This is a genomic window from Leucobacter insecticola, assembly GCF_011382965.1.
Classification (GTDB): domain Bacteria; phylum Actinomycetota; class Actinomycetes; order Actinomycetales; family Microbacteriaceae; genus Leucobacter; species Leucobacter insecticola.
Map to the genome: position 1 here is coordinate 2444102 of NZ_CP049934.1, position 15395 is coordinate 2459496.

General features: G+C 63.9%; 12 protein-coding genes and 3 pseudogenes. 3 read left to right on the forward strand and 12 right to left on the reverse strand.

Annotated features, from left to right (window positions below; genetic code table 11):
- Positions 1-144: 144 nt before the first annotated feature.
- From dapC to argC, 8 genes and pseudogenes are all read right to left on the reverse strand, one after another.
- Positions 145-1224, reverse strand: coding sequence for a succinyldiaminopimelate transaminase (dapC, locus tag G7067_RS11360; RefSeq protein ID WP_166324417.1), 1080 nt, complete (start codon positions 1222-1224; stop codon positions 145-147).
- A gap of 47 nt (positions 1225-1271) precedes the next feature.
- Positions 1272-1583 (reverse strand): annotated as a pseudogene (fdxA, locus tag G7067_RS11365) (ferredoxin); the annotation flags it as partial.
- 73 nt (positions 1584-1656) lie between these two features.
- Positions 1657-4251: a glycoside hydrolase family 65 protein gene (locus G7067_RS11370; RefSeq protein WP_166324420.1), complete on the reverse strand. Its 2595-nt coding sequence runs from the start codon at positions 4249-4251 to the stop codon at positions 1657-1659.
- Positions 4248-4967, reverse strand: coding sequence for an HAD family hydrolase (locus G7067_RS11375; protein ID WP_166326141.1), 720 nt, complete (start codon positions 4965-4967; stop codon positions 4248-4250). The genes G7067_RS11370 and G7067_RS11375 overlap by 4 nt, the downstream gene beginning before the upstream one ends.
- Before the next feature lie 5 nt (positions 4968-4972).
- Complete coding sequence (locus G7067_RS11380; protein WP_166324423.1) at positions 4973-5485, reverse strand: prepilin peptidase; 513 nt, start codon at positions 5483-5485, stop codon at positions 4973-4975.
- Between the two features lie 80 nt (positions 5486-5565).
- Positions 5566-6467: pseudogene (argB, locus tag G7067_RS11385) on the reverse strand (acetylglutamate kinase).
- Between the two features lie 25 nt (positions 6468-6492).
- A pseudogene (gene argJ / locus G7067_RS11390) lies at positions 6493-7649 on the reverse strand (bifunctional glutamate N-acetyltransferase/amino-acid acetyltransferase ArgJ).
- Complete coding sequence (gene argC, locus G7067_RS11395) at positions 7646-8719, reverse strand: N-acetyl-gamma-glutamyl-phosphate reductase (RefSeq protein WP_166324426.1); 1074 nt, start codon at positions 8717-8719, stop codon at positions 7646-7648. The pseudogene argJ and the gene argC overlap by 4 nt, the downstream one beginning before the upstream one ends.
- A 149-nt stretch (positions 8720-8868) precedes the next feature.
- Here argC and G7067_RS11400 point away from each other — a divergent pair, with 149 nt between their 5' ends.
- On the forward strand, positions 8869-9198 hold the full coding sequence (locus G7067_RS11400) for a nucleotidyltransferase family protein (RefSeq protein ID WP_166324429.1): 330 nt from the start codon (positions 8869-8871) through the stop codon (positions 9196-9198).
- 201 nt (positions 9199-9399) lie between these two features.
- Here G7067_RS11400 and G7067_RS11405 read toward each other — a convergent pair whose 3' ends face one another.
- On the reverse strand, positions 9400-11217 hold the full coding sequence (locus G7067_RS11405; RefSeq protein ID WP_166324432.1) for an ATP-binding cassette domain-containing protein: 1818 nt from the start codon (positions 11215-11217) through the stop codon (positions 9400-9402).
- Positions 11217-12371 carry an ABC transporter permease gene (locus G7067_RS11410; RefSeq protein WP_166324435.1) on the reverse strand — a complete coding sequence of 385 codons (1155 nt, stop codon included), beginning with the start codon at positions 12369-12371 and terminating at the stop codon, positions 11217-11219. The genes G7067_RS11405 and G7067_RS11410 overlap by 1 nt, the downstream gene beginning before the upstream one ends.
- 88 nt (positions 12372-12459) lie before the next feature.
- Between G7067_RS11410 and G7067_RS11415 the strand changes: the two genes are divergently transcribed.
- Both G7067_RS11415 and G7067_RS11420 read left to right on the forward strand, forming a co-directional pair.
- Positions 12460-12990, forward strand: coding sequence for a TetR/AcrR family transcriptional regulator (locus G7067_RS11415; RefSeq protein ID WP_166324438.1), 531 nt, complete (start codon positions 12460-12462; stop codon positions 12988-12990).
- A complete protein-coding gene (locus G7067_RS11420; RefSeq protein ID WP_166324441.1) occupies positions 12951-13115 on the forward strand; it encodes a TetR/AcrR family transcriptional regulator in 165 nt (54 codons plus the stop codon). The genes G7067_RS11415 and G7067_RS11420 overlap by 40 nt, the downstream gene beginning before the upstream one ends.
- Before the next feature lie 307 nt (positions 13116-13422).
- On the opposite strand, the gene G7067_RS11425 is transcribed toward G7067_RS11420, so the two are convergent.
- Positions 13423-14199, reverse strand: coding sequence for an enoyl-CoA hydratase (locus G7067_RS11425; protein ID WP_166324444.1), 777 nt, complete (start codon positions 14197-14199; stop codon positions 13423-13425).
- A 42-nt stretch (positions 14200-14241) separates the two neighbouring features.
- Entirely contained in the window at positions 14242-15378 is a 1137-nt protein-coding gene (locus G7067_RS11430; RefSeq protein ID WP_166324447.1) for a bifunctional 2-methylcitrate synthase/citrate synthase, read from the reverse strand.
- Positions 15379-15395 lie beyond the last annotated feature (17 nt).

Here is a 15395-nt window from a genome sequence, read left to right on the forward strand (position 1 = left end):
TTCGGCTACAACGCCAGGTAAGCGCTGCCACTCAACCACCATATCGGCTGCTCGCTGAGCAGAAAACCGCAAAATTGTTCGGGGTGTTCACCCCTAGAGTATCTTGACGTCGAACAAAATGTCGATTCAGAGCTTCACAGACTTCTATTTCCGAGCCACGCCACCGGCTCGGATCCGGGCCGCAGCCGCGGCCACATCAAGGTCCGTGGCCGTCAGCGCGATCCGCACGTGATGTGCGGAATGGTCGCCATAAAAATGCCCCGGCCCCACCACGATGCCCAGGCTCGCGAACTCCGCGACGCTTTCCCAGGCATCCGCGTCGCGCGTCACCCAGAGATACAGTCCGGCTTCACTGCCTTCGACGCGGTAGCCCGCAGATTCGAGCGCGGGCAGCAGCAGTTCGCGCCTGGCGCGGTACCTCGCCCGCTGCTCCGCGACGTGCGTCTCGTCTGCAAGGGCGGCAGTCATGGCCGCTTGCACGGGCGCGGGCTGCATCAGCCCGGCATGCTTTCGCACGGTCAGCAGGGCGTCGATGAGCGAGGGATCGCCCCCGATGAACGCCGCCCGGTAGCCGGCAAGATTTGACTGTTTGCTCAGCGAGTACACGCTGAGCACTCCCGTGTGGTCTTCTCCCACGACGCGGGGATCCAGGATCGACGGGATCGGCTCGGTATCCCAGGGAGTCTCCCAACCGAATTCCGCGTAGCATTCGTCCCCGGCGATCACCGCGCCCAACTCGCGCGCCCGCGCCACCGCTGCCCGCAGCGCGTCAACCCCTAACACCCGCCCATCAGGGTTCGACGGCGAATTCAGCCACACCAGTTTGGTGTGATCGGGCCATTCGGCGGGGTCGTCTGCGGCGACGGCATCGGCACCCGCAAGCGCCGCACCGATCGCGTAGCTCGGATACGCGATGCGCGGAAACACGACGGCCTCCCCCGCCCCCACACCGAGCAAAAATGGCAGCAGCGCCACCAGCTCTTTCGATCCGATGGTCGGCAGCACCGCTTCCGGGGCGATCGTCACACCGCGGCGGCGAAGAAACCACTCGGCAATCGCTTCACGCAGATGGGGGCTCCCGGCCGTGGCAGGGTAGGCGTGCGCATCGGTGGCGGCGGCGAGCGCCTCGCGCACCGATGCCGGGGAGGGATCGACCGGCGAACCGATCGAGAGGTTCAGGATCCCCTCCGGGTGCTGCGAGGCTTCCGCGATATAGGGAGCCATCGCATCCCACGGGTAGTCGGGCAGCGGACCGCGCACGAGCTACTCCCCTGCGGCGGCAGTACCGCAATGACGGGGTGGTCGAAGGCGTAGACACCGACCTTCGCCGCGCCCCCCGGGGATCCGATCTCGTCGAAGAACTCAACGTTGGCTTTGTAGTAGTCGGACCACTCGCTCGGCAGATCGTCTTCGTAGTAGATCGCTTCGACCGGGCATACCGGCTCGCAGGCGCCGCAGTCGACGCACTCGTCGGGGTGGATGTACAGCGATCGTTCACCCTCGTAGATGCAGTCCACCGGGCACTCATCCACGCACGCGCGATCCTTCACGTCCACACACGGAAGTGCGATCACATAGGTCACGACGGCCTACCTTTCCTTGTTTGCGGGCCCTACCCTTCGCCGCTCGTCCGAGCGCCGACCGAATGGAACCAGTCTACTCGTCGACGGCACGGATCGGGATCGAGGTGGTGACGATGGGGACCTCGGCGACGAGATCCGGCACCACCCCCGTATCCCCTTCGCGCGGCAGGATCCCGGCCGATAACCCTCGAAACGCTCCCAGATCCGGGCCTTGATCCTGCAGCAGCACCTCGCTTGGCGCGCCCTGCCGGATCAGCACGTCTTCACCGCGCACGCTGACCGTGACCGGTTCGCTGCCCTCCACAATCTCGAAGCTCATGCGGTGTTGCTCGAGCGTGACCCGGATGCGCGTTCCTCGCCACTCAAGTTTGAAGGACAGAGATCCCCAGTGGCCGGGCAGCCGCGGATCGAAGCGCAGCACCCTGCCGGCGTCGCGCATTCCCGCGAAGCCCTGCACCAGCGCCATCCACACGCCTCCCGTGGAGGCAATGTGCACGCCGTCGGCGGAATTATGGTGCAGATCGTCAAGATCCACCCGCAGTGAATGTGTGAAGTAGCGGTACGCGAGTTCGCGGTAACCCACCTCGGCGGCAATCACCGATTGCACGACCGCGGAGAGGGTCGAGTCTCCCGTGGTGAGCGCGTCATAGTATTCAAAATCGCGGCGTTTCTCCTCCCGCGTGAACTCGTCGCTCGCGAGGAGCAGCGCAAGCACCACGTCGGTCTGTTTGATGACCTGAAAGCGGTAGATCACGAGGGGGTGAAAATGCAGCAGCAGTGGTTTCTGTTCGGGAGGGGTCGCCGCGAGGTCCCACACCTCCCGTTCCAAAAAGTGGGCGTCTTGCGGGTGGATCCCCGCGTCCTCCGAATAGGGCACGCACATGGCGTCGGCGGCGCGTTCCCATTCCTCGGCTTCTGCGGGGTCGAGGCCGAGGCGATCCACCATCGCGGCGTAGCCTTCAGGGTTCTCCCGCCGTAAGCGATGCACGACCTCGGAAGCGAATCGTAGATTGAATCGGGCCATCACGTTGGTGAAGAGATTGTCGTTGACAACGGCGGTGTATTCATCCGGCCCGGTAACCCCGTGAATGTGGAAGCTGCGGGTGCCATCCGCGTTGTCTCGCCAGAAGCCGAGGCTGCGCCACAGGCGGGCGGTCTCGATGGGAATATCGCCCGCGTCGGAGCGCATGAATTCGAGGTCCCCCGTCGCCGATACGTAGCGGGCAAGCGCATAGGTGATGTCTGCGTTGATGTGGTAGGCGGCCGTGCCCGCCGCATAGTATGCGCTGGCTTCTTCACCGTTGATGGTGCGCCACGGGAACAGTGCACCCTCCTCGTTCAGCATGACGGCCCGCTGCCTGGCTTTCGGCAGCATCCGCGCGCGGGCACGCAGCGCGTTTCTCGCCCACAACGGCGAGGTGTAGCTCAAAAACGGCAGCACGTAAATCTCGGAATCCCAGAAGTAGTGCCCGTCATACCCGGATCCGGTGAGTCCCTTGGCGGAGATCCCGCGCCCGTCTGCGCGCGCCGCTGCCTGCGCCAGCTGGAACAGGTTCCAGCGAATCGCCTGCTGCACTCCGGGTTCGGCGTCAACGCGCACGTCACTGCGATCCCAGAATGCGTCGAGGAAGCGGCGCTGGCGCTCCCAACGCTCATCCTCCGGTTCAGCGGCGGCCTTATCGAGGGTGTGCACACACCGGTCAATCAGCTCGGTCAGCACGGCCGTCGCTGAGGAATGGTAGGCCAGCGTCTTCACAAGCCGCACCGTCTGCCCCTGCCGGGCGACCCCCTGGAACACGTGCCGCACGCGGTCACCGTTCGATTCAACCTGCCGCCGCCATTCGCCGCCGTCCTCAGATTCGAAGAGGTGGTCGACGCCGATCCCAAGCCCCATGCTCGAATTGTGCACGCGGAAGCTCAGCACACTGCGGTTCTCGTCGCTGTGGGTGGGCCCCGGATCCAGCACTCGCTCACGCGGGGTTTCGCTCTTGCGCGGATCCTGTATGCCCGAATCCGCGGCACCAGGCTTCGTTGGTTCCTCGCGCGTCACTCGACCGACGTCTTGTCTGTTGATGATGAGACTGCTCACGGTGAGCTCGGCATCGGCGTCGAGCACCGTGATCCGCATCTCGATGGTCGCCATATGCCGCGAATCGAACGACACCATGCGACGGGACTCGACGCGCACCCGCTTGCCAGTCGAGGTGAGCCACAGCAGTGAGCGGGTGAGGGTGCCGTTTTTGAGGTCGAGGATCCGCTGCACATCGAGAATGTCGGAGGATTGCAGGTTGAGGCGCTCGTCGTCGATATAGATACGAATGTTCTTCGCGTCGGGCACATTGACGATGGTCTGCCCCTGCTCGGCGAAACCGTAGGCGTATTCGGCGTGCCGGATCTGCCAGGTTTCGTGCAGCCCGTTCACAAAGGTGCCGTGGCTGCCGAGTGGCAGTCCCTCTTCGTGGTTGCCGCGCATCCCGAGATAGCCGTTGCCGAGCGCGAAGACGGTTTCGTCCTGTCCGGCGAGGGCGGGGTCAATCCCCTGAACTACGAGCCGCCAGGGGTCCTCGCCGAAGTCGCGGTGCAGTTCGTTGATCGGGGAACCCAGCACTTCGGCGTCGGCTTGGTTGGCGCGGGCCGAACTCGCGCGGGATGAAGTCGCGTTGCTCATTGGGTCAGCTCCTCAAGATCCTGCACTACACGGTGTGCCCCTGCGTTGCGCAGCGCGGACTCTCCGGCCCCACGATCAACGCCTACCACCAGTCCAAAGCCTCCGGCACGGCCGGCTTCCACTCCCGAGGTGGCGTCTTCACACACCACACTCCGTTCTGGACTCACGCCCAGCTGCGCTGCGGCTCGCAGAAAGGTGTCGGGGGCGGGTTTACCCGGAAGGTGTTCTCGTGCGGCAACCACCCCGTCCACCACGGCGAGAAAGCGATCCCGGATCCCGGCAGCACGAAGCACCGCCTCAGCATTGCGCGAGCTTGAGACCACCGCAAGGGGCGTGCCGAACTGTCGCAGCTGATCGAGCAAGCGGAGGCTGCCGGGGTACGCCTCGATCCCGTCGCGCTCCAACACCTCGGTGAAGACGTCGTTCTTTCGGTTCCCGATACCGCGCACGCTCGCCTGCCACCCGGCCCCTCCCTCAGCGGGAAGTTCGATGCCCCGTGCTTTCAGCAGCGTCGCCACCCCATCAAATCTCGCCCGGCCGTCGAGGGACTCAAAGTATTCGGCCTCACTGTAGGGCTGCAACTCCATCGCAGCAAAGAGCGCGTCGAAGGTTCTCTGCCAGGCGCGCCGATGCACATCAACCGTCGGCGTCAGGACCCCGTCGAGGTCGAAGAGAAACGCGTCGTACGATGCGGGGTCGAAGTGTTTCAGGAGCATAGAGGTCACCCCTTAAGGCTAGGGTACGTTGCCAGAACGCACCCTAGAATCACCGGCCAGCTCCCCGCCAGCAGAAATGGGGCGAAGGGCAGACCGCGGGCGCGGGGTTCCGGCGTTCTCCTGCACCTACGCATTCGGCTCCGCAATCCGGCCTGCACTGCCGCTCCAACGCCCGCAAACACCCAGCCGAGTGCGCCGCCAAGCAACACCGCACCCCAGCCTCCGAAGTACCCGAGCGGAATCCCGATGAACAGCGCCAGCTTCACGTCTCCGCCGCCGAGGCCACCCGCCACGGCGAGCACCAGGTGTGCGGCGGCGAGCGCAGCTCCCCCGCAGACCGCGACGAGGAGCCGCCTTTCGTTCTGGGTGAGCGCCAGTAGCACTGCGATCCCGAACGCCGCGGGCAGCACGATCCTGTTCGGGATACGCCGCCACCGCACATCGCTCACGGCGAGGGCAGCGGAAGCGCCCGCCGCCCAGAGCAGCGCGGCCCACTGAAAGAGGTTCGCTAGCGTCATTCACCCAGCGTGACGGCTCGGCTCGATTCCTGCTGCGGCTCTCCACAGGCTCAGCTTCGCAAGTGAAACTCTCAGAAGTATCAGGGGATAACTTCGGTGCCGATCCCGCTCTCGGTGAAAATCTCAAGCAGCACGGAATGCGGTTCGCGCCCGTCGATGATCGCGGCTTTACTGACCCCGCCGCGCACGGCGTCGAGGCAGGCCCGCATCTTCGGGATCATGCCCGATTCGAGGCTCGGGAGCATCTGCTCAAGGTCTGCGGCCGCAATAGACGACACGAGGGAGTCGCGATCTGGCCAGTTCGCGTAGAGCCCGGCAACATCGGTGAGGATCACGAGCTTCTCGGCCCGAGCGCGGCAGCGAGCGCCCCCGCGGCGGCGTCTGCGTTGACATTGAGCGAGTCCCCTGGACTGTCCACGTCGGGCGCAATCGAAGAGACCACCGGAATCAGCCCTGCCTCCAGCAGCGCGAGCACCGGCTCCACGCGCACGCCGACCACGTCACCGACGAGGCCAAGATCCACCATCTCGCCGTCGACCTCGATGGGCGGGCGACGTTTGCCGATGAAGAGCCCCGCGTCCTCACCCGTGGTGCCGGCGGCGAGCGGGCCGTGTGCGTTGATCTCGTCGATCAGTTCGGGGTTCACCTTGCCGGTGAGCACCATGCGCACGACTTCCATCGTCTCGGGGGTCGTCACCCGGTAGCCGCCCCTGAACTCGCTTTCGATCCCGAGGCGAGCGAGCATCGCGTTGATCTGCGGGCCACCGCCGTGCACCACGACGGGCTTGATCCCGGTGTGCCTGAGGTAGACGACGTCTTCGGCGAAGGCGCGCAACAGCGCCTCATCGACCATCGCGTTGCCGCCGAATTTGATGACCATGACGCGGTCACGAAACTTCTTCAGCCAGGGCAGCGATTCGATCAATACCTCGGCTTTTGCGGCGGCTTGCTCGTGGTCGAGCCGCTGTGTGGTGGTGGTCATTGTTCTCCCTGGTTGCCGAAGCCCGCTAGCTCGAGTAGGCGCTGTTTTCGTGCACGTAGGCGTGCGTGAGATCGTTGGTGCGGATCGTCGCGGTGTGATCCCCAGCGAACAGCTCGATGCGCACGCGGGTGTTGCGCGGGGTCAGATCACACTCGTCGATGGGCCGATCGGGTGCGCCCGCGTGGCACAGCCGCACGCCGTTGAAGCTGACGTCGACCTGGTAGGGGTCGAAGGCGGCCTCGGTCGTGCCGATCGCGGCGAGCACACGCCCCAGTTCGGGTCATTGCCGAAGATTGCAGCCTTGAAGAGGTTGTTGCGGGCGACGGATCGGCCCACCTCCATCGCGTCGGCCTCGCTCGCCGCCCCCACCACCTCGATATCGATGCTGTGGCTTGCGCCCTCGGCATCCGCCTGCAACTGCGTCGCGAGGCTGTCACACACGGCGGCGAGCGCGGCCGCAAACTCTTGCGCATCGGGGGTGATCCCGGAGGCCCCGCTCGCGAAGAGCGTCACCTGGTCGTTGGTCGACATGCAGCCGTCGGAGTCGAGGCGGTCGAAGCTCGTCGCAGTCGCGGAGCGCAGGGCACCGTCGAGGGCGGCGTTGTCGAGCAGCGCATCCGTCGTGATGACCACGAGCATCGTGGCGAGGCCCGGCGCGAGCATGCCTGCGCCCTTCGCCATCGCGCCGATTGTCCAGCCGTCTCCGCGGTGAACGGCGGTCTTTTCGACGCTGTCCGTGGTCAGGATCGCGGCGGGAGCGGTGGTGTCGTCGCTCGCGAGCGCCGCGGCGAGCGCGGGCACACCGCTGACGATCTTGTCACGGAAAGTCTGATCGCCGGTGCCGATGAGGCCGGTGGAACACACGAGCACCTCGTCAGCCGTAATCCCGGTGGCTTCGGCGACCGCGGTTGCGGTCAGGCTGACCGTTGCGTAACCGAAGTCACCGGTGAAGCAGTTCGCTCCGCCCGAGTTGAGGATGATCGCGCGGGGCGGGGTGTCGCCCTGCATCACCTTGCGGCTCCACAGGATCGGGTTTGCCTGCGCACGATTGCTCGTGAACACGGCGGCCGCGGCGGGTGCCGGGCCATCATTGACGACGAGGGCGAGGTCGGGCTTGCCGGTGCTCTTGAGACCGACGGCGATGCCTGCCGAGCGGAATCCCTGCGGGGTGGTGACGGTCACGGTGCTACTCCATTGATGCTGAGGCCGGTCGCCTCGGGGATCCCGAGCGCGATGTTGGCGGATTGGATCGCTGCCCCCGCGGTGCCCTTGGCGAGGTTGTCGAGCGCGGCGACAACAACAACGCGGCCGGCGGCTTCGTCGACGGCGAGGCCTATGAGACAGGTGTTGGCGCCGAGGGTGTCTGCCGTGCGCGGGAACTGCCCCTCGGGAAGCACCTGGACGAAAGTCTCTGCGGCGTAGGCGTCTTCCCAGGCGGCGCGCACCTGGGCGGCGCTCGTGCCGGGCACGATGCGGGCGGTCGAGGTGGCGAGGATCCCCCGACTCATTGGCACGAGTACAGGCGTGAAGCTGATGCTCGGTTCACCGGCTGCTCCTGCCCCGCGCAGCGCCTGCCTGATCTCGGGGATGTGGCGGTGGGTGCCGCCCACCGCGTAGGGGTTTGCGGTGCCCATGAGCTCCGCACCGAGCAGATTGGTTTTGGCCGCTTTGCCCGCGCCGGAGGGGCCGACTGCGAGCACGGAGACGATGTCGTGGGCTTCGATGACCCCCGCGGCGATCCCGGGCGCGAGTGACAGTGCCACCGTTGACGCGTTGCAGCCGGGGGCGGCGATACGTGTTGCCCCCGCGAGATGTTCGCGCTGGTGGGTCCAAATCGGTGCGCCATCAGCGGCACGCTCGGCGACGATCAGCTCCGGCACACCGTAGGTCCACGCCTCGTGGTACTCGCCACCGTAGAAGGCGTCCCAGTCCGCGGGATCGGTGAGCCGATGATCCGCACCGCAGTCGACGGCGAGCCGCACGCTGGTGAGCTGCGCGGTGAACTCGCCGGACGCACCGTGGGGCAGCGCAAAAAACACGATGTCGTGGCCGTCGAGCACCTCGGGCGTCGTCTCTTGCAGCGTGAGGTGAGCGAGCGAGCGCAGCTGCGGCTGGGATTCGATGAGCGGGCGACCGGCGCTCGAGTGGCCCGTTACCGTGCGGATCTCAAATTCGGGATGCTGGGCAAGCAGGCGCAGCAGCTCGCCTCCCGCGTAGCCGCTGGCTCCCGCGACCGCAACGCTGTAGCTCATCAATGCTCCTTTGGTATCTGCCTGAATCTGCAGCAAACCCTTCCTATTCTGGCATCTTCTTGAGATATGGCGTCTACGAGGGCTTCAGCTCAGTAACGGATGCGTCATATTCCTCGCGCTTGATCAGGCTCTCTAGGTATTCTTAAGGCATGTCTATGACCATCGCGACACCCGAGACGCTCGCTATCCGCGAGCTCCTCGAGACACGTCGCGATGAGCTTCAGGCAATTCTTGATAAATACGCTGCAAGGAATCCAAGACTCTTCGGTTCGATCGCTCGCGGCACCGCACACGCGGGCAGCGATATCGACATTCTCGTCGAGATGGATCCTGCTGACGGAAACCTTCTCATGCGAGCCTCCGGGCTCATGGAGGAGACCAGAGCGCTCTTTAATCGGGACGACATCGACATTTTCCCGGTCCAGTTACTCAAGGGTCCCGTTTCACAATCAGCTATTGACGATGCGGTTGCGTTTTGAGTCGGAGCGTCGAACAGCGCATCGCTGACATTCTTCTGTCCCTCCCTCCGACAGCAACAATTCTTGCCCCACCTGCAGCGGCTCGTTCGTCGCATAGACGGCTGGCATCGACTGCGGTCGCCCCGCGTTCGTATGACGGTGTGGTCGCCAGAGACCGAGGCGCTCTACAACTTGGCAAAGCTAGTGTCGTGTGTCGCAAATTCACTTCACATATCCCGGCACTCCCGCGGCTAGAGCCATCGCCTCAGCGATCGACGCCGAGCTCGCAGCAAGTTGCACCCCATCCTGCAGCGGCGCAAGCGCGGCTTCAATAATGCCGCGGTCGACACCGGGAACCCGCAGCGTACGACCGTCGAGGATCGCGGCGATACCCGCATTCCGCAGCAACGTAAACGCCTCCGCCCATCGCACTGTCGCCACCGTAAACGAGCTGTATCCCTCCGTGATTTCAGCCACCGTTCCCTCGGCAATGACCCGGCCCGCGGCGAGGATCACGAGGCGGTCACACTGCTCTGCCTCTTGCATATAGTGTGTCGTGACCAGCACGCCGGTGCCATCGTCCGCCGCAGCACGCAAGTTGCGCCACAGTCGAGCACGACTCAGCGCATCCATCCCGGAACTCGGCTCATCCAGCACCAGAAGCTCGGGCCGATGCACGTTCGCCGCGAGGTAGGCAAGCGTGCGTTTGGTCCCCAGGGGTAATGACTCGATAGCTGCACGACCGAGACTTCGTGCGTACCGCAGCGATTGCTCATCGACCGTCACGCCGTGCACCGCGGCCGCAAACTGTAGATTTTCCGTCGCCGACAGTGCTGGATACAGGCCCAACCCCTGGGCTACGTAGCCGATGCGGCGGCGTGTTGCAAGGCTAGGGGCGCTGCCAAACAGCTCGGAAACGCCCGTGGTTGCAGTCTCAAGACCGAGCAGGATGCGCATGAGAGTGGTCTTCCCTGCTCCGTTTCCGCCAAGGAGTCCGACCACTTCACCCGGCACGACGCGCATCGACACCCCGCCGAGCGCCGCAAAGACACCATACTCACGAGTTACCTCATGCACACGCACCAACGGTGCCCGCATGGTTTTGGGCTGTTCTGATGGTTCGGCGAATGCAGTCGGGTGCGGCAGTGTCGCCGGTTCGGGAATGGGCAGAGGTTCAGCCGCGTCCTTACGCGCTTCCTCGCTCAAGAGCAGCGCGACGCTGGCATTCTCGAGGTCACCGACGGCTGGAAGAAAGCCTTCCGGTACCGCGTTTCCCTGATCGGGATCCCAGCGGTAGAGAGTGTTGGCGCGTCGCCAGACGCGCTCAGAATCGAGCCAAATTCGCGCCGACTCGCCAGTCGCAGGCGCCCGCCACACGGTGCCCGGAGCGTTCGCGATTACCTCCTCAGGGGTACCTGCGGCCAACAGCGTGCCGCTGCCTAACAGAAATAGTTGGCTGGCACGTTCGGCCTCGTCGAGATAGGTCGTCGCAAACACCACGGTTGCGCCGTCGGCCGCTGCACCGGCGATCAGGCTCCACAGCTCAGCCCGACTGATCGGATCCACGCCGGTCGTAGGTTCGTCCAGTAACACCAGGCCCGGCCCGTGCAGGGTTGCAAGTACAACGCCCAGCTTCTGTCGCATCCCGCCGGACAACTTGCCGACCAGCCGCTCTGCCACGTGCTCGAGCCCGGCACGCTGGAGGAGCATCGTCGATCGTTTGTGAGTGTCAGCGGCGGTCAGCCCGTAACTGCGAGCGACGAACTCGATGTTCTCGGCGACTGACAAGTTTCGCCACACGCCCGAGTCTGCGGGTTGATACCCGAGGTTGCGGCGGTCAACGGGCAACCCTTCGTTACTGCCCTGGCGGGGCGAGAGTCGCCCGGCCAGGAGTTTCAGGAGCGTCGATTTTCCGGCACCGTCACCCCCGATGAGCGCGGTGACGGTGCCGGGGGTGAAACTACCGCTGAATTTGTTCAGAGCCGCGAACTCACCGAAGTGGACAGAAGCATGATCCAAGTGAATGGTGACGGGACGCATCAGCGGGCGCCCCCGTGAGTCAGCGAATGACGCATTCTCGCGGTCGCTGCGCCAAACGCAACCACAGCCATCACCGCAAGCACGGTCAATGGCAACCACAGGCTATCGAGACCGGCATCCCTCAGCATGACCCCTTGCGTAATCTCACGAAACCACGTCAGCGGGAGAACGAAGCCGATCCAGCGCACACCGAGCGGCATCGAATCGAGCGGAAAGATAAGTCCCGAGAGCAGAATTTGGGGGACGACGAACAGTATCGCCAACTGGATCGCCTGACCGGTGTTTTGCGACACCGAGGAGATGAGTACGCCGATGCCAAGCACAACGAACAGAAACACGATCGCGGCAGCCGCAAACAACACCAGACTTCCAGTGAACGGGACTCCAAACAGCCAGACTCCCAACGCGGTGACCGCCGCCATGTTCACGAGCGCAAGCAGAAAGTACGGTGTGATCTTGCCAAGAATTATCGCGGATGGGCGAAGGGGCATCACAGCGAGCTGCTCGAGTGTACCCGCCTCCCGCTCGCGCACGAGCCCAATGCTGGTGATAAGCGCACCAATGAAGAGCAGAATGAGGCCGATCAGGCCAGGCACCATTACCCACGAGGTTTTCAGGTCGGGATTAAAGAGCACAGTAATCATGTCACTTGTATCGGTTTCGGCAAGGTTCAGCTGCGGCGCAGAGAGCAACGGAGGCACGCCACTGGCCGAGGCCTGCAACGCTGCAACACGAGTCTGCGCATCCTCCGCGGCGAGCTTCGCGAATACCCCCGACGCCGCCTGCGCGGTGAACAAGCCACTGCCGTCAAGAAACACGCGCATCCGCTGGATCAGCGGACCGTCATCGGCGGTTTCAGCTAGGATTACCGCGTTGGCCTCCTGAGTACCGAGAAGGTTCTCGACATCCGACTCCCCGAGAGTGGGGTCCACCCGCAGTATCTCGAGTTCATCAACGGCGATGTCGAAATCTTGGATGTCCGCCGCAAGCGCTTCCGCCTCCGAACCCAGAATGATCACCGTTACCCGGTCCACAGAGAAGTTGGCTGCGTATCCAAAAATCACCAAGAGTAGCACCGGCAACACCACAAGCATCGCCAAGGTTCGCCTGTCACGTGCAAGCTCTCGAAACTCTTTCACTATCAGGGCGCGCATCTCTTAGCTCCTCATTTCATCTATCAGTGAAATTGATCCTACATCATTTCATCATTCAGTGAATTGGGGGCGCTGCTAGCCTGAGAATATGAGTCAGGTGAGCGACGCGCACACACGGGGTGACGGAACTCCGGCACGCGCCCGCCGTGGGCCACGCGCCGACGGCGGCGCCGGAAAGAAGCAGATACTCGCGGCCGCAATCGCGGAATTCGGAGAAAACGGCTACCAGGCAACCACCATCAGAAAGATCGGCCTCGCAGCGGGTGTCGACACGAAGCTCGTGCACTACTATTTCGGCACCAAAGAAGATCTATTCACCACCGCAATCGCGGAGACGTTCCGTACCCAAGGATTCCCGATCCTCGCGGCCTCAGCGCCCCACAACGACGCGTCGTCACCCGGCACCCAATACTTGCTCACTATGTTGAGGCTCCTCGAAGGGTCAGGAATAGGCCCAGCTTTTCTTGGCCTCATTCGAGGCCTCGGCACACACGAGGAATCACGACGAATCTTCCTCAACTTCGTAACCCAGGAGCTTTTTGCGCGGCTCGCCCCCGGCTTGGCACGGATCACACCGAATTGCGGCTCAGCCTGGCCGGTTCGCAGCTGCTCGGAGTAGTCACGGCGCGGTACATCCTGAAGATTCCGCCGCTTGTAAACCTCTCCCTTGACGAGCTCGCGCAGACGGTCGGGCCAACACTCGACCACTACCTCATGGATGAGCTCGGCGGCCACGTTCACTAATTACACACACCAGGTCTGAGCGCTTTATGAAATAGGGACACTCATTTCGGTGAGACAGCAATCCCTTCCTATTCTGGCATCTTCTCGGGATGTGTCCATTTCCCAAGATTGAGATCACTGATTTCAGGCGAAGACGAGGAGATTTAGGATGACACGATTGCTTATTCACAACCTCCCTGCAACAGTCGCAGAAGACCTCCGCACTCGAGCCCAGAGAAAAAGTAGAGCAACGCATTACGGATCAAGATAAGAGAGCAGGATCCTTGATTTCGGCTCACTTCGTTCGCTCAATCAGCGGGAAAACCGATCAGCGATGCGTGAACTCAGGATCCCGCTTCTCGGCGAAGGCGCGCATGCCCTCTTTCTGATCCTCGGTGGCGAACGCCGCGGCGAAGGCCTGGCGTTCGAAACGCAGCCCTTCCGACAGCGGCGATTCTTGCGCCACCTGCAGCGCCTCCTTTGCCGCGTAGACGGCGGGCAGCGACTTCGAAGCGATCGTCTCCGCCACGGCGTGCGCTTCATCGAGGAGCGAGTCGGCTGGCACTACCCGGGACACGAGCCCGGATCGCTCGGCTTCTTCCGCGCCCATCATGCGGCCGGTGAGGACCATTTCGGCGGCCTTGTACTTGCCGATCGCCCGCGGCAGACGCTGTGACCCGCCAAAGCCGGGCAGGATCCCGAGGTTAATCTCGGGCTGACCAAACTTTGCGGTGTCGGCGGCCAGGATGATGTCGCACATCATCGCGAGCTCGCAGCCGCCGCCGAGCGCAAAGCCCGCGACGGCGGCGATCACTGGCGTGCGCATCCGCTCGAAGCCTGCCCAGCCGGGGAACGGCCCGCCGAGGTACATGTCGCTGTAACCGAGCTCGGCCATTTCCTTGATGTCGGCACCGGCCGCGAAGGCCTTCGCTGAACCCGTGATCACGATGGCACCGATCCCGGGATCGGCATCAAACGCGAGCGCCGCATCGATCAGTTCCCGCACCAGCACCGAGTTCAGCGCGTTCAATGCCTCCGGGCGGTGCAGCGTGATCGTCGCGACCCGCCCTCGGGTCTCCGTCTGAATGCAGGTGGTCTCGGTCATCGTCGATCCTTTCGCGGGGAAGCCTACTCCCCCACGCTACCGCTACAGGCCGGGCACGTGTCGTTCGTCGACGCCATTGTAGGCGGAAAGGGGGCGGATCAGCGCATTCGAGGCGGCCTGTTCCATGATGTGCGCGGTCCACCCCGTCACCCGTGACGCGATGAACAGCGGCGTGAAGGTCAGCGTGTCGAAGCCGATGAGGTTGTAGGCGGGACCGGAGGGGTAGTCGAGGTTGGGGTAGATCCCCTTGCGGGCGACGAACTCGCTCTCGAGCTTTTCGTACAGCTCGGCCACGTCGGGGCGATCGTAGTGCGCGATCAAGGAATCGAGTGCTGCCTTCATCGTCGGCACGCGCGAATCGCCGCGTTTGTACACCCGGTGCCCGAAGCCCATGATCTTGCGCTTCTCGGCGAGGGCGTTATCGAGCCACGACTCCACGTTGTTCGCCGAACCGATCTCGGTCATGATGTGGAGCACCGCCTCGTTGGCCCCGCCGTGCAGCGGACCCTTGAGTGCGCCGATCGCGCCCACCACCGCGGAGTAGAGATCAGACAGCGTCGAGGTGATCACCCGGGCAGTAAAGGTGGACGCGTTGAAGGAGTGCTCAGCGTAGAGGATCATCGAACGGTTGAACGCGTCCACGACGACCTCGTCGGCTTCTTCGCCGAACGTCATCCACAGGAAGTTCGCCGAATAGTCGAGATCGTCACGCGGCTCGACAGCGTCGAGCGCGCGGCGGCGGCGCTGCCCGTAGGCGACGATCGCGGGCAGCGCCGCATACAAGCGGATGCTGCGCAGTAGATTCTCTTCGGGGCTGCCCGAGGCATCGAGCACCGATCCGCTGCCGCTGACGTCAGACGCCCCGATCACGCTCACCGCCGTGCGCACCTCATCCATCGGGTGCGCATCGAGCGGCAGCAGGTCAATCGCGGCCCGCACGTTGCCTGCGAGCGCACGGTGTTTCCGCTCTTCAGCCCGCAACTCGGCCAGCTGCGCAGCCGTTGGTAACTCGCCGTGCCACAGCAGGTAAGCGACCGCTTCGAAGGGCTGTGTTGCCGCGAGTTCTTGCACCGGGTAGCCCCGGTACAGCAGGCTGTTCGATTCTGGGTTTACTTTTGAAACGGCTGTGGTATCGACGACGACCCCGGCAAGCCCCTTCTTGATGTCTGTTTCTCGCATAATGACTCCTCGAATGC